Source organism: Citrobacter sp. KTE151, from assembly GCF_000398845.1.
Taxonomy (GTDB): Bacteria; Pseudomonadota; Gammaproteobacteria; order Enterobacterales; family Enterobacteriaceae; genus Citrobacter; species Citrobacter braakii.
Genome location: NZ_KB976064.1, coordinates 1,121,688 through 1,141,270 on the forward strand (window position 1 = coordinate 1,121,688; position 19,583 = coordinate 1,141,270).

The 19,583-nt window shown below is 53.2% G+C and carries 20 protein-coding genes; 9 read left to right on the plus strand and 11 right to left on the minus strand.

What is annotated here, in order from left to right; all coding sequences use genetic code 11:
• The first annotated feature begins 161 nt into the window (after positions 1-161).
• Positions 162-923, plus strand: a complete 762-nt coding sequence (locus WC7_RS09390; RefSeq protein ID WP_016153918.1) for a nucleoside-specific channel-forming Tsx family protein — start codon at positions 162-164, stop codon at positions 921-923.
• Between the two features lie 25 nt (positions 924-948).
• On the opposite strand, the gene WC7_RS09385 is transcribed toward WC7_RS09390, so the two are convergent.
• Positions 949-1,875, minus strand: coding sequence for a LysR family transcriptional regulator (locus WC7_RS09385; RefSeq protein WP_016153919.1), 927 nt, complete (start codon positions 1,873-1,875; stop codon positions 949-951).
• A gap of 89 nt (positions 1,876-1,964) precedes the next feature.
• Here WC7_RS09385 and WC7_RS09380 point away from each other — a divergent pair, with 89 nt between their 5' ends.
• Positions 1,965-2,963: a bile acid:sodium symporter family protein gene (locus WC7_RS09380; RefSeq protein ID WP_016153920.1), complete on the plus strand. Its 999-nt coding sequence runs from the start codon at positions 1,965-1,967 to the stop codon at positions 2,961-2,963.
• Here the strand turns inward: WC7_RS09380 and WC7_RS09375 are convergent.
• From WC7_RS09375 to zipA, 3 genes are all read right to left on the minus strand, one after another.
• Positions 2,960-3,178, minus strand: a complete 219-nt coding sequence (locus WC7_RS09375) for a DUF3820 family protein (protein ID WP_016153921.1) — start codon at positions 3,176-3,178, stop codon at positions 2,960-2,962. The two genes, WC7_RS09380 and WC7_RS09375, sit on opposite strands and share 4 nt — an antisense overlap.
• A 1-nt stretch (position 3,179) precedes the next feature.
• Positions 3,180-5,195 (minus strand): NAD-dependent DNA ligase LigA, encoded by a 2,016-nt coding sequence (ligA, locus tag WC7_RS09370; RefSeq protein ID WP_016153922.1) that lies wholly within the window; start codon positions 5,193-5,195, stop codon positions 3,180-3,182.
• 71 nt (positions 5,196-5,266) lie between these two features.
• A complete protein-coding gene (zipA, locus tag WC7_RS09365) occupies positions 5,267-6,265 on the minus strand; it encodes a cell division protein ZipA (protein ID WP_016153923.1) in 999 nt (332 codons plus the stop codon).
• A 230-nt stretch (positions 6,266-6,495) separates the two neighbouring features.
• Here zipA and cysZ point away from each other — a divergent pair, with 230 nt between their 5' ends.
• The 5 genes from cysZ (at position 6,496) to crr (ending at position 11,356) form a co-directional block, all read left to right on the plus strand.
• Positions 6,496-7,257 (plus strand): sulfate transporter CysZ, encoded by a 762-nt coding sequence (cysZ, locus tag WC7_RS09360; RefSeq protein WP_016153924.1) that lies wholly within the window; start codon positions 6,496-6,498, stop codon positions 7,255-7,257.
• 163 nt (positions 7,258-7,420) lie between these two features.
• Positions 7,421-8,392, plus strand: a complete 972-nt coding sequence (gene cysK / locus WC7_RS09355) for a cysteine synthase A (RefSeq protein ID WP_005121957.1) — start codon at positions 7,421-7,423, stop codon at positions 8,390-8,392.
• A 383-nt stretch (positions 8,393-8,775) separates the two neighbouring features.
• Positions 8,776-9,033, plus strand: coding sequence for a phosphocarrier protein Hpr (gene ptsH / locus WC7_RS09350; protein ID WP_002913505.1), 258 nt, complete (start codon positions 8,776-8,778; stop codon positions 9,031-9,033).
• A 45-nt stretch (positions 9,034-9,078) separates the two neighbouring features.
• Positions 9,079-10,806, plus strand: a complete 1,728-nt coding sequence (ptsI, locus tag WC7_RS09345) for a phosphoenolpyruvate-protein phosphotransferase PtsI (RefSeq protein WP_016153925.1) — start codon at positions 9,079-9,081, stop codon at positions 10,804-10,806.
• Between the two features lie 40 nt (positions 10,807-10,846).
• Complete coding sequence (gene crr / locus WC7_RS09340; RefSeq protein WP_000522253.1) at positions 10,847-11,356, plus strand: PTS glucose transporter subunit IIA; 510 nt, start codon at positions 10,847-10,849, stop codon at positions 11,354-11,356.
• A gap of 77 nt (positions 11,357-11,433) precedes the next feature.
• On the opposite strand, the gene WC7_RS09335 is transcribed toward crr, so the two are convergent.
• Both WC7_RS09335 and pdxK read right to left on the minus strand, forming a co-directional pair.
• On the minus strand, positions 11,434-11,673 hold the full coding sequence (locus WC7_RS09335) for a hypothetical protein (protein WP_016153926.1): 240 nt from the start codon (positions 11,671-11,673) through the stop codon (positions 11,434-11,436).
• Positions 11,670-12,536, minus strand: coding sequence for a pyridoxine/pyridoxal/pyridoxamine kinase (gene pdxK, locus WC7_RS09330; RefSeq protein ID WP_016153927.1), 867 nt, complete (start codon positions 12,534-12,536; stop codon positions 11,670-11,672). Before pdxK ends, WC7_RS09335 begins: the two co-directional genes overlap by 4 nt.
• 82 nt (positions 12,537-12,618) lie before the next feature.
• Between pdxK and ptsJ the strand changes: the two genes are divergently transcribed.
• Together ptsJ and WC7_RS09320 are read left to right on the plus strand one after the other, a co-directional pair.
• On the plus strand, positions 12,619-13,911 hold the full coding sequence (gene ptsJ / locus WC7_RS09325; RefSeq protein ID WP_016153928.1) for a MocR-like B6 salvage transcription factor PtsJ: 1,293 nt from the start codon (positions 12,619-12,621) through the stop codon (positions 13,909-13,911).
• Positions 13,912-13,924: 13 nt separating this feature from the next.
• Entirely contained in the window at positions 13,925-14,641 is a 717-nt protein-coding gene (locus WC7_RS09320) for a type 1 glutamine amidotransferase (RefSeq protein ID WP_016153929.1), read from the plus strand.
• A 91-nt stretch (positions 14,642-14,732) separates the two neighbouring features.
• Here the strand turns inward: WC7_RS09320 and cysM are convergent, their stop codons facing one another.
• The 5 genes from cysM to WC7_RS09295 form a co-directional block, all read right to left on the minus strand.
• Positions 14,733-15,644, minus strand: a complete 912-nt coding sequence (gene cysM, locus WC7_RS09315) for a cysteine synthase CysM (protein ID WP_016153930.1) — start codon at positions 15,642-15,644, stop codon at positions 14,733-14,735.
• Between the two features lie 118 nt (positions 15,645-15,762).
• Complete coding sequence (gene cysA / locus WC7_RS09310; RefSeq protein WP_016153931.1) at positions 15,763-16,860, minus strand: sulfate/thiosulfate ABC transporter ATP-binding protein CysA; 1,098 nt, start codon at positions 16,858-16,860, stop codon at positions 15,763-15,765.
• Positions 16,850-17,725 (minus strand): sulfate/thiosulfate ABC transporter permease CysW, encoded by an 876-nt coding sequence (gene cysW / locus WC7_RS09305; protein WP_016153932.1) that lies wholly within the window; start codon positions 17,723-17,725, stop codon positions 16,850-16,852. Before cysW ends, cysA begins: the two co-directional genes overlap by 11 nt.
• Positions 17,725-18,558, minus strand: a complete 834-nt coding sequence (gene cysT, locus WC7_RS09300; protein WP_003038061.1) for a sulfate/thiosulfate ABC transporter permease CysT — start codon at positions 18,556-18,558, stop codon at positions 17,725-17,727. Before cysT ends, cysW begins: the two co-directional genes overlap by 1 nt.
• Positions 18,559-19,575: a sulfate ABC transporter substrate-binding protein gene (locus tag WC7_RS09295; protein ID WP_016153933.1), complete on the minus strand. Its 1,017-nt coding sequence runs from the start codon at positions 19,573-19,575 to the stop codon at positions 18,559-18,561.
• Between the last annotated feature and the right edge of the window lie 8 nt (positions 19,576-19,583).

The window sequence follows — 19,583 nt, forward strand, 5'->3', positions numbered from 1 at the left end:
CATTTGATATCGATAGATTTAGATCGCTTCTGTATTAATGAAGAGACAAAAAAGTATTGGTGGTTATCTGCTCTTCATATTAAAAACATGACGCTTTCATTTTTATAAATTACTTATTTTTAATTAAACCATTAATAACTATTGGCATAGGGAAATATGCTATGAAAAAAAACCTTACTCTGACACTCTCTTCTTTACTCATTATTCCCGCGTTATCCCATGCGGAATTTAAAAGTGGATTCGCCGATATCGGCCTGCATTATCTCGACTGGACATCAGAAACTACAGAAAAAACCAGTAAAAAATCCCATAAAGATGACTTTGGGTATCTGGAGCTTGAAGGCGGAGCGAACTTTAGCTGGGGAGAAATGTACGGCTTCTTCGATTGGGAGAATTTCTACAATGGCCGTCACGCTAAACCCGGCAGCGAACAGCGTTATACTTTCAAAAATACCAACCGTATCTATCTCGGTGATACAGGATTAAACCTCTACCTCCATGCTTACGGGACTTACGGTTCACCGAATCACGCTAACTTCCATGATGATATGTTTCTGTATGGGTTAGGTTATAACTTCACCGGCAATGGGTACTGGTTTAAACCCTTTTTTGCCAAACGTTATACCGATCAGACCTATTACACCGGGGATAATGGTTATGTCATGGGCTGGGTGGCCGGATATAGCTTTCTGCTGGGCAGTGAGAAATTCAGTGTGACGAACTGGAACGAATACGAATTTGACCGCGATGCAACCTACGCTGCTGGTAATGGCGGTAGGGATGGAATCAACGGTGCTGTCGCATTCTGGTGGAACGCGACGCCGCATCTGACCGCTGGAATTCAGTATCGTTACGCTGATAATAAACTGGGTGAATCATTCCTGCAGGACGGTATTATTTATTCTCTTAAGTACTTGTTTTAACGCATTACTCCAGCCGGGGAGAGAATCATAACTGATACAACGGATCGCGGGCGCGGGCTGCGGTTAATTCACTGGCCTGCATACGCACCACATCCCACAGCGCCTGAGCAGCGGTTGATAAAGAGCGGTTTTTACGTCGGGCCAGCATCAGTTGCCGTTCAACAACCGGCGTCAGGCGCTTAACCTGCAAGTGACTGCCCTGCGGTAAGGGGAGCGCCAGCGCGGGCAGCACGCTGATGCCAATCCCCGCCTCAACCATCGGAAACAGCGTGGCGGGATGGCCAATCTCCTGAACGATATTGGCATCAATAGAAAAATGGGCCAGCGCAGCGTCGATCAGCGGTCGACTACCGGAAGCATAATCCTGTAGCACCAGGCGTTCGTGATACAAATCCTGCCAGTTCACCCACTCTCGTTGGGCTAACGGATGATCCTGGCGACACAGCAGCAGGAACGGTTCGGACAGCACGGCTTCACACTGCAAATCGGTGACTGCGCCGGGATCAATCACAATGCCAAAATCCACTTCTCCCTGGCGAATACTCTCCAGCACCCATTGCTGTGGCCGGTCGTGCAGCACAAAATCGATAGCCGGATAAAGCTGATTACTCTGGGCAATACACTGCGGAATAAGATGAGCAGAGATCGTCTGGCTGGCGGCAACCCGCACCGTGCCGGTTAACTGCGTTCCTACCTGTCCGGCTTCGCGCAGCGTGCTGTGCAATTCATCCAGAATACGTTCCAGCCGCGCCGCCAACTGGTGTCCGGCCTCCGTCAGCACCACTTCCCGCGTCGTTCTGTCCAATAACCGCACACCCGTCTGCCCTTCCAGCTCTTTGACACTATGGCTGACTGCCGACTGGCTTAAGCCGATGATATCCCCCGCCCGGCTAAAGCTTTTGGCCTGAGCGACGGTGACAAAGATACGCAACTGACGCAGAGAGTAATTCATCTATTCGATTCATATATGGATGCAATAAATCAATTTTATTTCTCAAACGGAAAAAAGCAAAATGTTACTACCGAATTTCAGGAGTCTTTATGAAACTTTTTCGTATTCTTGATCCGTTCACGATAACGCTGATTACCGTTGTTTTGCTGGCGTCCTTTTTCCCGGCCGAAGGTGGTTTTGTGCCTTTCTTTGAAGGCTTAACCACCGCCGCCATTGCCCTGCTGTTTTTTATGCACGGGGCGAAACTCTCGCGTGAAGCCATTATTGCTGGTGGTAGCCACTGGCGTTTGCATCTGTGGGTGATGTGCAGCACGTTTGTTGTCTTCCCGGTTTTGGGCGTTCTGTTCGCCTGGTGGGCGCCGGTCAACGTTGACCCGATGCTGTACACCGGTTTCCTGTACCTGTGTATTTTGCCTGCCACTGTGCAGTCAGCCATCGCTTTTACGTCGCTGGCGGGCGGTAACGTTGCCGCCGCAGTTTGTTCTGCTTCGGCCTCCAGTCTGCTGGGTATTTTTCTCTCGCCGCTGCTGGTAGGGCTGGTGATGAATATGCACGGCGCAGAAGGCAGCCTGGAGCAGGTGGGAAAAATCATGTTGCAGCTGCTGCTGCCGTTCGTGCTGGGTCACCTTTCACGTCCGTGGATTGGAAACTGGGTTTCTCGACATAAAAAATGGATCGCGAAAACGGATCAATCCTCTATTTTGCTGGTGGTGTACTCCGCCTTCAGTGAAGCCGTCGTTAACGGGATCTGGCACAAAGTGGGGGTGGGTTCACTGCTGTTTATCGTGGTGGTCAGCATCATACTGCTGGCAATCGTGATTGGCATAAATGTCTTTGTTGCGCGCAAATGCGGCTTTAACAAAGCTGATGAAATCACCATTGTATTCTGCGGTTCGAAAAAGAGCCTGGCGAACGGGATCCCAATGGCAAATATTTTGTTCCCGACTTCGGTGATTGGGATGATGGTGCTGCCGTTGATGATCTTCCATCAAATACAGCTAATGGTGTGCGCCGTGCTGGCGCGTCGCTACAAGCAACAGACGGACGCATTGCAGGCGCAACAGAAAAGCCGCGCCGCGAAGGCTTAAAGAGGACGTTTCAGGGGCTGCACCAGTTGCGTCAGCCCCTCAGTTTTAATCAGCAGCGTGATTTGCATCAGCTCGCCAAGCTTGCCCGGCGGGAATTCATCCTTACGGGCAAACCACAGCAGATACTCTTCCGGGACATCAATCAACCGACGCCCCTTATATTTGCCAAAGGGCATCACAGTATTAGCGATGTCAACCAGCTGCTCTTTTTCCATCTCAGGCACCCAGTAAGCGGATCATTTCAGCTTCATCGATCACGGCAATACCCAGTTCCTGTGCTTTTGCCAGTTTCGAACCCGCCGCTTCACCGGCAATCACCAGATCGGTTTTCTTCGACACGCTACCGGCCACTTTTGCACCTAACTCGGTCAGTCTCGCTTTGGCGTCATCGCGCGACATCAGGCTCAGGCTCCCGGTCAGCACCACTGTTTTACCTGCGAAGGGGCTGTCGATTTCTTCAGCGTTAATGACCACCGGCGCTGGCCAGTGGATCCCCTGCGCCAGCAGTTGAACAATTACCTCGCGGTTGCTCTCTTCGGCGAAGAAATTAAACACGTGCGTCGCCACCACAATGCCGACATCCGGCACTTTTTGCAGCTCTTCAATGGAAGCGGCTTCCAGCGCGTCGAGCGTGCCAAAATACGCCGCCAGACCTGCAGCCGTGGCTTCGCCGACTTCACGAATGCCTAGCGCATAGAGGAAACGAGCAAACGTGGTTTCTTTCGCTTTTTCCAGCGCGTTGACCACGTTTTGCGCCGACTTCGGCCCCATACGATCAAGCCCCGTCAGTTTACCGGCGGTCAGGGTGAAAAGATCCGCCGGCGTGTGGACATACTCTTTCTCGACCAGTTGATCGATAATTTTGTCGCCCATACCGTCAACATCGAGCGCGCGGCGGGAAACAAAGTGTTTCAGCGATTCCTTACGCTGTGCTCCACAGATTAAACCGCCGGTGCAGCGAGTGACCGCTTCGCCTTCCACACGTTCAACATCAGAGTTACAAACCGGACAATGCGCTGGAAACACAATTTCGCGGGTATCTTCCGGGCGTTCAGAAAGCACGACGTTCACCACCTGCGGGATGACATCGCCCGCACGGCGAATGACGACTTTATCGCCAATACGCAACCCCAGACGCTCGATTTCATCAGCGTTATGCAGCGTTGCGTTACTGACCAGCACCCCGGCAACCTGGACCGGCTCAAGGCGGGCGACGGGCGTAATCGCCCCGGTACGTCCAACCTGAAACTCAACATCGCGTACGAAAGTCATCTGCTCCTGCGCCGGGAACTTAAAGGCCACAGCCCAGCGCGGCGCGCGGGCAACAAAGCCCAGTTGCTCCTGCAACGCCATAGAGTTGACTTTGATCACCACGCCATCGATATCAAATCCCAGCGTTGGTCGGTCTTCTTCAACCTTGTGATAGTAAGCAAGTACTTCCTCCGGGGAGTCGCAAAGCGCCACTCTGTCGCTTACCGGTAGGCCCCACTCTTTAAATTGCAGCAGGCGGCCCAGATGGGTATCTGGCAGCGTGCCGCCTTCCAACACACCAACGCCATAGCAGAAGAAAGTAAGCGGTCGCTTCGCTGTGATACGCGGATCGAGCTGGCGCAATGAACCGGCCGCTGCGTTACGCGGGTTAGCAAACACTTTGTTGCCAGTGCGGCGGGCCTCTTCGTTAATTTTTTCAAATCCGGCCTGCGGCAGGAACACTTCACCGCGCACTTCCAGACGTGAAGGGATGTTTTCGCCACGCAGTTTTAACGGGATCGCGCGAATGGTGCGCACGTTAGAGGTAATATCCTCACCCGTGGTGCCATCACCACGCGTTGCAGCGCTGACCAGCACACCGTTTTCATACAGGATACTCACCGCCAGGCCGTCCAGTTTCAGTTCACAGCACCAGGTCAGTTTATCGGTACTCTTTAGCCTGTCCTGCACGCGCTTGTTGAAAGCGAGAAAACTCTCTTCATCAAACACGTTATCCAGCGACAGCATCGGCACTTCATGGCGAATCTGGCTGAACGCGGTTAACGGCGCGGCGCCAACGCGTTGGGTTGGCGAGTCGGGGGTAACAAGGTCCGGATGCTGCGCTTCCAGTTCGCGCAGTTCGCGCATCAGGCGATCGTATTCCGCATCGGGAATTTCCGGCGCGTCCATCACATGGTAGAGATACTCATGATGGCGAAGCGTGGTTCGCAGTTCTGTCAGTTGTTGTTCGATTGATTCCATATCGCACCATCAATGATAAAAAACCCCCGACAGGCGGGGGTTTAGAAAGGAAATGTCACGCCAGAGGAAAATCAGGCGCGAGATTCTTTAACTTCGCGGATGCGGTCCTGATACTCGCGCAGTTTCTGCGGCGTCATCATGCGACGTTGATCGTCGAGCACCACACCACCCACTTCATCGGCAATGTGCTGTGCAGACTGCAGCATCAGCTTAAAGTTTTGCAGCTCGTCCCCGTAGGACGGAACCTGCATAAAAATAGTCACACCAGGGGTGCTGAAGTCGCCCGTCATTTCTGGGTCAAACGTTCCCGGATTAACCATATTAGCAAGGCTGAACAGCGACGGACCGCTGCCATCCGGGCTCAAATGACGATGGAAAATATTCATATCGCCAAATTTGAAACCGGCCTGCTGAATGCTGTTGAGCAGCACTTCCCCGTTGAGCTCGCTACCATGATGAGCCGCAACGTTCATAATGATGACCGCTTCTTTACGCTGCGGTTTTTCAGCAACAGGCGCTTCTTCTACTACCGGCTCGGGCTGCGGTTGATGTTCAACGACAGGCTCTGCTGGCTGGAAGGTCTGCGGCGCAGGTTGCGGTGCTTGCTGAGCAGGTTGCTGAACCTGCGGGGCAACAGGTTGCTGCACAGGTGGCTGCTGAACAGGCTGATGTTGCACCGGCTGCTGCGGTTGTACAGGCTGCTGCGGCTGCTGAACATGCGGCGGCGGTACCGGCGCTTGTGCAGGCTGCTGCGCAGGCTGACGCGGCTGAGCAGACGCATAAGGCGGCTGGTACTGGTGTTGCGGCGACTGAGGAGGAACACCATGTTCCTGCGCATTACCGGGAGCATGATTCACACGATGAACGCGAACTTCGCCCACGCCTTCGTCTTCCTCGACGTTGTCGTCGAACGAATCCTCGTCTTCACGTTTAGACTTCATGCGTTTCAGTGGGCGATCGCGGAATATAGAAGACCGCTCTTTACGGCTAGTCCAAAAACCATGTACCAGTAAAGCGATTATGGCGATCGCGCCAACAATGATTAATATCAGACGCAAATCCTGCATCATTATATTCTCTGTTGTTCTAACACCTTGCCACCACGGCAAACATTTACTCACTAAGAGTATTTGTCGATTACGCCAAGTGCAAGTGTACTCTTGGCTTTCACGGCATAAAGATGAACAAAATTGTGCTTTTTGCTGTTTTTTCGAACATTTCCGAACAGCTTAACGCTCAACAACCCGGTAAGATACGCACAGTTTACCAGAGCTTATATAACAAGGAGTACGTCCTGACCATGGTTTCATCATCTGCAGTTGTACCTCGCAGCGGCCTTTATTACTTTTCTCAGGGATGGAAGCTCATCACCCAACCGGGCATTCGTCGTTTTGTTATTCTGCCTTTGCTGGTGAATATCCTGCTGATGGGCGGCGCATTCTGGTGGTTATTTACACAACTCGGTAACTGGGTTCCCGCGCTGATGAGTCACGTCCCTGACTGGCTTCAGTGGCTCAGCTATTTGCTGTGGCCGATTGTGACTATTTCCGTGCTGTTGGTGTTCGGCTACCTGTTCTCCACTATCGCCAACTGGATCGCCGCACCGTTTAACGGTCTGCTGGCTGAACAGCTGGAAGCGCGCTTAACGGGCGCAACACCGCCCGACACCGGTATTCTCGGCATTATGAAAGACGTTCCGCGCATTATGAAACGCGAATGGCAAAAGCTGGCGTGGTATCTCCCGCGCGCCTTCGTGTTGCTGATCCTCTATTTTATTCCAGGCATTGGGCAGACCGTCGCCCCGGTCCTGTGGTTCCTGTTCAGCGCGTGGATGCTGGCCATTCAGTACTGCGATTATCCTTTTGATAACCATAAGGTGCCTTTTAAGGAGATGCGCGTCGCGCTGCGCACGCGCAAGGTGACCAATATGCAGTTTGGCGCATTGACCAGCCTGTTCACCATGATTCCGGTGCTCAATCTGTTCATCATGCCGGTAGCGGTTTGTGGTGCCACGGCGATGTGGGTAGACTGCTATCGTGCTAAGCATGCGTTATGGAAGTAATGCAAAAATGTGTAAAAGCGGGCTGGCTTATGCCCGCTCTTATTCCATACTGCTACGCATTATTTCTCATCAGCATATAGATATGCGAATTCCTTACTTCCCCATACTTTCTCAACAGGTATGCTGAAGCGGTATCCCAATTTCATACAGTTAAGGACAGGCCATGAGTAAGATTTTTGAAGATAACTCGCTGACTATCGGTCATACGCCGCTGGTTCGACTGAACCGTATCGGTAACGGACGCATTCTGGCGAAGGTGGAATCACGCAACCCAAGCTTTAGCGTCAAATGCCGTATCGGTGCCAATATGATTTGGGATGCCGAAAAACGTGGTGTACTGAAACCGGGCGTTGAGCTGGTAGAACCGACCAGCGGCAACACGGGGATTGCGCTGGCCTACGTTGCCGCCGCCCGTGGTTACAAACTGACTCTGACCATGCCGGAAACCATGAGCATTGAGCGCCGCAAGCTTTTAAAAGCTCTGGGCGCGAACCTGGTGCTGACTGAAGGCGCAAAAGGTATGAAGGGCGCAATTCAGAAAGCGGAAGAAATCGTAGCCAGCGATCCGGAAAAATTCCTGCTGCTGCAGCAGTTCAGCAACCCGGCGAACCCGGAAATTCACGAAAAAACCACCGGCCCGGAAATCTGGGAAGATACCGATGGCCAGGTTGATGTCTTTATTTCCGGCGTCGGCACCGGCGGAACGCTTACTGGCGTGACCCGTTACATTAAAGGCACTAAAGGCAAAACCGATCTGATTACCGTCGCGGTAGAACCTACTGACTCCCCTGTTATCGCCCAGGCATTGGCGGGTGAAGAACTCAAACCTGGCCCGCATAAAATTCAGGGTATTGGCGCGGGCTTCATTCCTGGCAACCTTGATCTGAAGCTTATCGATAAAGTCGTTGCCATCACCAATGATGAAGCTATTTCTACCGCGCGCCGCCTGATGGAAGAAGAAGGTATTCTGGCGGGGATCTCTTCTGGCGCAGCCGTGGCTGCCGCGCTTAAGCTCCAGGAAGATGAATCCTTTACCAACAAGAATATTGTGGTTATCCTACCCTCATCGGGTGAGCGTTATCTGAGCACTGCACTGTTTGCCGATCTCTTCACAGAGAAAGAACTGCAACAGTAATGCCAGCATGTTAAAAACGCGTAAAAAAGCACCCTTTGGGGTGCTTTTTTGTGGCCTGCTTCAAATTTTCAACCCTCCTGGCATTGATTCAACCCGCCGGAACTGGTATTTAACCAAACTAATTATTTTGATGCGCGAAATTAATCGTTACAGGAAAAGCGCTAGCTGAATCGATTTTATGATTTGGTTCAACTCTTCCTTTCGCGGCATAATGTTTAATGACGAACGAAACGTCAGCGGCAAGAAGTTGCCAGCAACGGATTGCACCGAACTCCTTTTGTGTCGCGTCCAGTTTACGCCGATGCTAACAATACAGGCTAAAGTTGAACCGCCAGGCTAGACTTTAGTTCCACAACACTAAACCTATAAGTTGGGGAAATATAATGTTCCAGCAAGAAGTTACCATTACCGCTCCGAACGGTCTGCATACTCGCCCTGCTGCTCAGTTTGTTAAAGAAGCAAAAGGCTTTACTTCTGAAATTACTGTGACTTCCAACGGCAAAAGCGCTAGCGCCAAAAGCCTGTTTAAACTGCAGACTCTGGGCCTGACTCAGGGTACCGTTGTCACCCTGTCCGCAGAAGGTGAAGACGAGCAGAAAGCAGTTGAGCATCTGGTTAAACTGATGGCTGAACTCGAGTAAGTTCAACGAGTTCTTTTAAATATCAGTCACAAGTAAGGTAGGGTTATGATTTCAGGCATTTTAGCATCCCCGGGTATCGCTTTCGGTAAAGCATTGTTGCTGAAAGAAGACGAGATCGTCATTGACCGGAAAAAAATTTCTGCCGACAAGGTTGATCAGGAAGTTGAACGTTTTCTGAGCGGTCGTGCCAAGGCATCTGCGCAACTGGAAGCGATCAAAACCAAAGCTGGTGAAACGTTCGGTGAAGAAAAAGAAGCCATCTTTGAAGGGCATATCATGCTGCTCGAAGATGAGGAGCTGGAGCAGGAAATCATAGCCCTGATTAAAGATAAGCACATGACGGCTGATGCAGCTGCGCATGAAGTTATCGAAGGTCAGGCCACAGCCCTTGAAGAGCTGGATGATGAATACCTGAAAGAACGTGCGGCTGACGTACGTGACATCGGTAAACGCCTGCTGCGTAACATCCTGGGTCTGGCTATTATCGACCTGAGCGCTATTCAGGAAGAAGTTATCCTGGTAGCCGCAGACCTGACCCCGTCAGAAACCGCACAGCTGAACCTGAACAAGGTGCTGGGTTTCATCACCGACGCGGGCGGACGGACTTCCCATACTTCTATCATGGCGCGTTCTCTGGAACTGCCAGCCATCGTAGGTACGGGTAGCGTCACCTCTCAGGTTAAAAACGACGACTATCTGATTCTGGATGCCGTAAACAACCAGGTTTACGTCAATCCGACCAATGAAGTTATTGAGCAACTGCGCGCCGTTCAGGAGCAGGTTGCTACCGAAAAAGCGGAACTCGCTAAGCTGAAAGATCTCCCGGCTATCACGCTGGACGGACATCAGGTAGAAGTTTGCGCCAACATCGGTACCGTTCGTGACGTTGAAGGCGCTGAGCGTAATGGCGCCGAAGGTGTTGGTCTGTACCGCACCGAATTCCTGTTCATGGACCGTGAATCGCTGCCGACTGAAGAAGAACAGTTTGCTGCGTATAAAGCCGTTGCTGAAGCCTGTGGCTCTCAGGCGGTCATCGTCCGTACCATGGACATCGGCGGCGATAAAGAGCTGCCGTACATGAACTTCCCGAAAGAAGAGAACCCGTTCCTGGGCTGGCGTGCCGTACGTATCGCCATGGATCGTAAAGAGATCCTGCGGGATCAGGTTCGCGCTATCCTACGCGCCTCTGCTTTCGGCAAACTGCGCATCATGTTCCCAATGATCATCTCTGTTGAAGAAGTGCGCGCACTACGCAAAGAGATCGAAATCTACAAACAGGAACTGCGCGACGAAGGTAAAGCATTTGACGAAAGCATTGAGATTGGCGTGATGGTGGAAACACCGGCAGCGGCAACAATTGCGCGTCATTTAGCCAAAGAAGTTGATTTCTTTAGTATCGGCACCAATGATTTAACGCAGTACACCCTGGCAGTTGACCGTGGTAATGATATGATTTCACACCTTTACCAACCGATGTCGCCATCTGTGCTGACGCTGATCAAGCAAGTTATTGATGCTTCTCATGCGGAAGGCAAATGGACTGGCATGTGTGGTGAGCTTGCAGGCGACGAACGTGCTACACTTCTGTTGCTGGGGATGGGTCTGGACGAATTCTCTATGAGCGCCATTTCTATCCCGCGCATTAAGAAGATTATCCGTAACACGAACTTCGAAGATGCGAAGGTGTTAGCAGAGCAGGCTCTTGCTCAACCGACAACGGACGAGTTAATGACGCTGGTTAACAAGTTCATTGAAGAAAAAACAATCTGCTAATCCACGAGATGCGGCCCAATTTACTGCTTAGGAGAAGATCATGGGTTTGTTCGATAAACTGAAATCTCTGGTTTCTGATGATAAGAAAGACACCGGAACTATTGAGATTGTTGCTCCGCTCTCTGGCGAGATCGTCAACATCGAAGACGTGCCGGATGTAGTTTTTGCTGAAAAAATCGTTGGTGATGGCATCGCTATCAAACCAACCGGTAACAAAATGGTCGCCCCTGTTGATGGCACCATCGGCAAAATCTTTGAAACCAACCACGCTTTCTCTATCGAATCCGACAGCGGCATTGAGCTGTTTGTTCACTTCGGTATTGATACCGTTGAACTGAAAGGCGAAGGCTTTAAGCGCATCGCTGAAGAAGGTCAGCGCGTTAAAGTGGGCGACCCGGTTATTGAATTCGATCTGCCGCTGCTGGAAGAAAAAGCCAAGTCTACCCTGACTCCGGTTGTTATCTCCAACATGGACGAAATCAAAGAGCTGATCAAACTGTCCGGTAGCGTGACAGTGGGTGAAACTCCGGTTATCCGCATCAAGAAGTAATTCTTGCTGCAGAGAAGAATGGCGCCTGATGGCGCCATTTTTTTTATCTGGCAGACCTCAAAATCTGCCGGATAACGCTAAATTTGTGAGGTGACCGGTCGGTAACACGCCTCGCGCATCAGAATTTTCATCCCTTCCGGCCCGCTTTCCAGCATCCGTCGCTCCGAATCCGCCACTAACAGTTCACAATTGTAGCCACCCGCGATGCCAAACATGGCCCGCGCCACACAGATATCTTCCAGCGCCGTTGCCCCGCTGGTGTCAAAATGTCCAACCATACGCCCATTCTGGCGAACCACCAGCCGGTAACTCTTCATCGCGCCTCCCCTGCCGGTGGCAGAATTAACTCATCACAACCGCACAGATTGGTCCATTTCATCACTTCCAGTACGCGCTGAGCTGCATCGTGCGTCGCGGTTGTCAGCGCTTTACCCAGCACAATACCGCTCACCAGCTCAGCACAAAACAGATCGCCAGTTCCCTTCAGGTCCGTTTTAACCCGTGGATGAGCGAACACCTCAACCGTTTCAGCCGTCACTACCGCCACGTTAATAATATCTTCGCTATCCCCCGGCGCGCTGGTGATCACCACCCATTTCAGCGTTTCGGTAAGCAGCGATTGCGCCGCCGTGATGGCTTCATCAAGCGTACGACACGGCTTTCCGCTCAGCATTTGCAGTTCAAACACGTTTGGCGTCAGTCCCTGAGCCAGCGGTAGCAGGTGCTGACGGTAGGCCTGCGGAATTTCAGCTTTTACATACATACCGCTGTCCGTATCGCCAATCACCGGGTCGACCAAAATGCACACTGTCGGATGCGTAGCCCGCACCGTTTCCAGCCACTGTGCTAACAGAGCGATTTGCTCTGCACTGCCCATATAGCCTGTCGTCACCGCCTTCAGCTCGCGTAAAGCATCACGCTCATTCAAGGCGCGGAGATACCCGCTAAACCAGTCGGCTGGAATAACGCCGCCGTAAAATGTTTCATAATGCGGGGTATTACTGAACAGCACCGTTGGCACTGCCGTCACGCGTAATCCCTGCGCTTTAATGGCTGGAACGGCGATGCTGTTGCCTACGCTGCCATAGACCACCTGTGACTGGACGGCGACGATATCGGTCTGTAACGCCCGATGCTTGTCGCCGAAGAGCACTGACTGAATATCACTCCCCTGCTCCATAAATTTCTCCTCTCGCTGGACAGCGGGCTTACGCCTCACTATTATCGTCATATGCTAAAATTCATTTTGTCATAGGTCAATAATGATCGACGGAAAAACCGCTAACGAAATTTTTGACAGTATTCGTCAACATGTCGCTACAGGCACGTTGGCGGCAGGAGAAACGTTGCCGCCGGTGCGTGAACTGGCAACAGCATTGAACGTTAACCGTAATACTGTCGCGGCGGCTTATAAACGCCTGGTCACCTCCGGGCTGGCACAAAGCCAGGGACGTAACGGCACGGTAATCAAGGGGATTTCAGCCCCCGTTGCGCTGGAAGGCGGCAATCCGGATACCGCGCTTATCGATCTTTCCGGCGGTAATCCAGCCCCCGCGCGTCTTCCCGATCTCAGCCGTTATTTCGCGCAAATAAATAAGAATCCTCGTTTGTACGGTGATGCCGCTGTATCACCCGGCCTTAAGGCGTGGGCCGCGCAATGGATGCAAGATGCGATGCCAGCCACGGGAGAAATTGATATCACCAGCGGCGCCATTGATGCCATTGAGCGCCTACTGTGCGCCCATTTACTGCCTGGCGACAGCGTTGTGGTAGAAGATCCATGCTTTTTGAGCAGCATCAACATGCTGCGTTATGCCGGATTCTCCGCCAGTCCGGTCAACGTTGACAGCGAAGGCATGCAGCCAGACATGCTGGAAATCGCGCTACAGAAAGGCGCGCGGGCGGTGATTCTGACGCCGCGCGCCCATAATCCGACAGGATGCAGCCTGAGCGCATCCCGCGCGGCGCAATTGCAGGAAATCCTGGCCCGCTATCCGCAGACGCTGGTGATCGTCGACGACCACTTTGCGCTGCTGTCCGCATGCCGTTGGTATCCGGTGATTGCGAAGGAAACCACGCACTGGGCGATTGTCCGCTCAATGTCGAAAACTTTAGGCCCGGATTTACGCCTGGCCATCGTTGCCAGCGATCCACTCACTTCCGCGAAACTGCGTTTACGGCTCAACGCCGGCAGTCAGTGGGTCAGCCATCTGCTGCAGGATCTGGCCTGCGCCTGCCTGAGTGACGAGACTTATCAACACACGCTGGCGCAAACTCAGCAGTTTTACGCCGCCCAGCAGCAAAAGCTGGCAGCGGCTCTGCGGCTTCATGGCATTACGCTGCCCGACAGCGACGGTCTTAATCTGTGGCTGCCGCTAGAAGATAACAGCCAGGCGATCGCTTTTGCGCTGGCAAAGTCCGGCTGGCTGGTACGTGAAGGCGAAGTGTTTGGCGTCAATACGCCTGCGCATGGCCTGCGCATTACGCTGTCAACATTAGCAGACAGCGACATTGATAAGCTGGCGACTGATATCCATCAGGCGCTAAAGCGCTAACAGGAGAGAAAAAGTGCGAGTTCATTTTGTTATTCATGAGTCTTTCGAATCTGCTGGCGCGTACCTGCCGTGGGCCGAATCACGCGGCTATACCATCAGTTGGTCGCGCGTTTACGCCGGAGAAACTGTTCCCGCTAATGCCGATGGCTTCGATATGCTGGTGGTATTTGGTGGGCCGCAGTCACCCCGCACCACGCTCGCAGAGTGCCCATACTTTGACTCTCAGGCAGAGCAACATCTGATAAACCAGGCGATTGCGGCACGAAAAATCGTGGTGGGGATCTGTTTGGGGTCGCAGTTAATCGGCGAAGCACTGGGCGCGAAGGTGTGCCAAAGCCCGGAAAAAGAGATTGGTCACTATCCGATCGCCCTGACCGAGGCAGGCCAACAGCATCCGTTGTTCAGCCATTTCGGCTCACCGCTCAACGTGGGTCACTGGCACAATGACATGCCGGGATTAACCGACCATGCGACAATTCTTGCCACAAGCGAGGGATGTCCGCGACAAATCGTGCAATACGGTAATTTCGTCTATGGTTTTCAGTGCCATATGGAGTTTACCGCCGAGGCGGTCGAAGGATTAATTCAGCACTCTGAGCAAGAACTGGCCGAAGCGAAAGGGAAGCGCTTTATTCGTGCTGTTGAAGAGATGCGCACCTGGGATTACCAGCAGATGAATGAGACGCTGTGGCAATTCCTTGATAAGTTGGTAGAAAAACGTAACGATTGAACAGTGCGGGCCGGAGAAGACGCTTTGCGTCGTCATCCGGCGATCCTGCCGTACGGTTGCCTGCTAGCGCTACGCTTATCAGGCCGACAAATTAAATACCTAATCCCTGGCTGAAATGCTCTTCGCCAAAGACCCCGGTGGAAAGGTAGCGATCGCCGCGATCGCAGATGATCGCCACCACCACCGCCCCCGGTGTCGCGCGCGCCACGCGTAACGCGCCCGCAACCGCGCCGCCAGAACTCACTCCGCAAAAAATCCCTTCGCGAACGGCCAGTTCACGCATGGTGTTTTCCGCATCGTTCTGATGAATATCCAGCACCTCATCCACCAGCGAGGCGTTGAAAATGCCCGGCATATATTCCGCTGGCCAGCGACGAATGCCCGGAATACTACTGCCTTCTTCCGGCTGCAGGCCAACGATGGTGACGGGTTTGTCCTGTTCACGCAGAAAACGCGATACGCCGGTAATGGTGCCTGTCGTCCCCATGCTGGAGACGAAATGGGTAATACGGCCTGACGTCTGCTGCCAGATTTCGGGTCCGGTAGTCGTGTAGTGCGCATACGGGTTATCAGGATTATTAAACTGATCGAGAAGTTTACCTTCTCCGCGCTGCGCCATCTCAAGGGCTAAATCACGCGCCCCTTCCATCCCCTGCTCTTTGGTCACCAGAACCAGTTCAGCCCCGTAAGCACGCATCGCCGCACGTCGCTCCTGGCTCATGTTGTCTGGCATCAGGAGCTTCATGCGGTAGCCTTTCAGCGCGGCAATCATCGCCAGCGCTATACCCGTATTACCGCTGGTGGCCTCAATCAGCACGTCGCCTGGCTGAATTTCCCCGCGCTTTTCCGCTTCAACGATCATCGACAACGCCGCGCGGTCTTTCACTGAACCTGCGGGATTATTGCCTTCCAGCTTGACCCAAATTTCACTGCCGTTATCCGCCGTCAGACGTTGTAATTTCACCAGAGGCGTATTGCCAATTGTTTGTTCTAATGTGTTCACGTTTTCAGCTCAATAAAATGCCGGGTGGCGCTGCGCTTACCCGGCTTACAGGTCATGCACCACCCGTTAAGCCCGGTAAGCGCAGCGCCACCGGATGATAACTATACGAATTAACCTATCAGGCACTTTGCGCCAGGGCAAGTTCCTCTTCACGCGTTTCAATACGCTGGTCGCCATTATACAAACGCGCATTTTGCAGCCCAACAAACAGACGTTCGCCGCGGTTCGGGGAATCATCGCCCTGCATAATCACCGTCAGCGGTTCGTTATACCACCCCAAGGGTTGCACAACTAATTGGGTGTAGTGTCCTTTCGGGCTGGCTTCCAGCACCTGTACTGGCAACGGTGAATCCAGACTGGTACGGCGGCTGACGTCCACTTCCCACGGACGCAGGAACAGATCCACCGGGCCCTGATAGCCAGGCGTATAGCCCAACGGCCAGCGATGTGCGCCCACGTGGAATTGTCCACCGCGAATCGTCCCTTGCAGGCGGTTAACTTCACCCATAAATTCCAGGACAAAACGGGTAGCCGGTTCGCGCCATACCTGATCGGGCGCATCGGCCTGCTCGATATGACCCTGGCTCATCACCACCACGCGGTCTGCGACTTCCGTCGCTTCTTCCTGATCGTGGGTAACAAACACGCTGGTGAACTTCAGCTCTTCATGCAACTGACGTAGCCAGCGACGCAGTTCTTTACGCACCTGAGCATCGAGCGCGCCAAACGGCTCGTCGAGCAACAAGATCTGCGGCTCTACCGCCAGCGCACGCGCCAACGCCACGCGCTGCTTTTGCCCCCCGGAGAGCTGTGCCGGGAAACGGTCCGCCAGATGAGCCAGTTGAACCATCTCCAGCAGTTTGGTCACTTTTGCTTTGATCGTCGCCGCATTAGGGCGCTCACGCCGTGGCAGAACAGTCAGACCAAAAGCGATATTGTCGAAAACGGTCATATGACGAAACAGCGCATAGTGCTGAAACACGAACCCCACCTTACGGTCGCGGGCGTGCAAACGACTGACGTCAGTGCCGTGGAAACGGATATGCCCACTGGACTGATGCTCCAGCCCGGCGATGATGCGCAGCAGCGTGGTTTTGCCCGATCCAGAAGGCCCCAACAGGGCGACCATCTGACCTGAAGGAATATCCAGCGAGATATCGTTCAGCACCTGTGTGCGACCAAAAGACTTCTTAATATTGGCAATCTCAATGCTCATGATTTTCCTCCTGCTGCGCGCGTTTCTCCTGGTTTTCCAGGCGCCATTGCAACATGCTCTTCAAAAACAAGGTAATAATCGCCATCAGCGTTAATAGCGCCGCGGCGGTAAAGGAGCCGACTGTGTTGTAGTCCTGCTCCAGTAATTCAATCTGTAACGGCAGAGACAAGGTTTCACCGCGAATCGAGCCAGAAACCACCGATACCGCGCCGAACTCGCCAATCGCACGGGCGTTGGTCAGCACCACACCGTACAGCAATGCCCAACGGATATTCGGCAGCGTAACGCGACGGAACATTTGCCAGCCGGAGGCGCCAAGCAGAACCGCCGCCTCATCTTCATGGCTGCCCTGGCTTAACATCACCGGCACCAGTTCGCGCACCACAAACGGACAGGTCACGAACACCGTCACCAGCACCATTCCCGGCCAGGCAAACATAATTTGCAGGTTGTGTTCATCCAGCCATCCGCCAAGCGGGCCGTTAGAGCCGTAAAACAGCAAATAGACCAGGCCAGCGACCACTGGTGAAACGGCAAATGGAATATCCAGTAACGTGAGCAACAACTGGCGTCCAGGGAAGTTAAAGCGGGTCACCAGCCAGGCCAGTAACACGCCAAACACCAGGTTTACCGGCACCGCAATCAGCGCAATCAGCACCGTCAGCCAGATGGCGTGCAGCATGTCCGGATCAGCCAGGTTGTGTAATACCGGCATCAACCCCTTGCTGAACGCCTGCACGAAGATGTAAACCATCGGCACCAGCAAAATAAACGCGGATACCAGCATGCCCGTGCCGATCAGAAACCATTTCCCCCAGTTGATGCGGGGTGCGCCATAACGTTTCAATTGGGTAATGTCTGCCATCAGTGACCTACCACGCGTCGACCAAAGCGACTTTGCAGGGTGTTAATTGAAAACAGCAGCAGCAACGAAGCCCCGAGGATCACAGATGCAATCGCGCTGGCGGCCGGGTAGTCAAACTCCTGCAAACGAACAAAAATCATCAGCGAGGTCACTTCCGTTTTCCATGCGATGTTTCCGGCGATAAAGATAACCGCGCCAAACTCACCGAGGCTGCGGGTAAACGAGAGCGCAACGCCCGCGACTAGCGCGGGAGACAGCTCCGGCAGTACCACTTTACGAAAGCTCTGCCAGCGCGTAGCGCCGAGCGTTTCCGCCGCTTCTTCATACTCCGGACCTAACTCTTCCAGCACCGGCTGCACGGTACGCACCACGAATGGAATGCTGGTAAAAGCCATCGCCACCGCAATGCCAAGCCAGGTGTAGGTCACTTTAATATCCAGCTTCGCCAGCCACTCGCCGTAGAAACCGTTGACCGAAAACAGCGATGCCAGCGTCAGACCTGCTACCGCCGTAGGCAGCGCAAACGGCAGATCCATCAGCGCATCCAGCAGCGTACGGCCCGGAAAGCGATAGCGGGTTAAGATCCACGCCATCAGCAAACCAAACACGCCGTTAAAAATCGACGCCACAAACGCCGACAGCAGCGTCACTTTATAAGCCGCCACCACCTGCGGGTTGGTAATCACATCCCAGTATTGCGCCCAGCTCATTTGCGCCAATTGCATCACCAGCGCGCTAAGCGGCAGCAGCAAAATCAGGCAGACAAACAGTAAGCTGGTGCCCAAACTTAAGGTAAAGCCGGGCAGCACGCGTCGGGAAGAAACAGCAAACATTTACTTACGCCCCGCCGCCAACAGTTTGTCCAACTCACCGCCGCTGACAAAGTGCGTTTTCATTACCTCAGGCCACGAGCCAAACCTGTCTTCCACGCGGAAAAGTTCGGTCTGCGGGAATTTATCCTGCAGTTTGTCCATCACCTGCGGGTTATTCACGCGGTAGTAGAAATCGGTAATGATGGTCTGCGCCTGCGGGCTGTACAGCCAGTTCAGGTACGCTTTTGCCGCTTTTTCAGTACCGTTAGCCTGCACATTTTTATCTACCCAGGCCACCGGGAACTCCGCCAGAATGTTGACCTTCGGCACCACCACTTCGAAGCCCTGATCTTCATACTGTTTACGGATGTTGTTCACTTCTGATTCAAAGGTGATCAGCACATCGCCCAGACCGCGTTCCACGAATGTGGTGGTTGCCCCGCGACCGCCGGTATCAAACACTTCCACGTTTTTCAGAAACTGGGTCATGAACTGTTCAGTTTTGGCTTTATCCCCACCATCCGCTTTATCTGCCGCACCCCACGCAGCCAGATAGGTATAACGCGCGTTACCGGAGGTTTTCGGATTCGGGAAAATCAGTTTCACGTCCGGGCGAACCAGGTCGTTCCATTCGTGGATATTCTTCGGGTTACCCTTACGCACCAAAAACGCCATGGTGGAATAGAATGGCGAACTGTTATTCGGCAGACGACTTTGCCAGTCGGCCGGGATCAGCTTGCCTTTGTCATGCAGGATCTGCACATCGGTCACCTGGTTATAGGTCACCACATCGGCTTTCAGCCCCTGCAGAATCGCCAGCGCCTGTTTTGATGACCCGGCATGAGATTGTTTAATCGTCAGTTTGTCACCGCCGTTATCCTTCGCCCATTGCTGTTCAAACGGCGGGTTAAGGGCGGCAAACAGCTCGCGAGAGACATCGTATGAACTGTTCAGCAGCTCCGTTGCCTGCGCCTGACCCACCAGCAACAGCATTGCTGCCAGCGTCAGGGTTCTTTTTTTCAGTAAGTTAACGGCCATTGCGCACC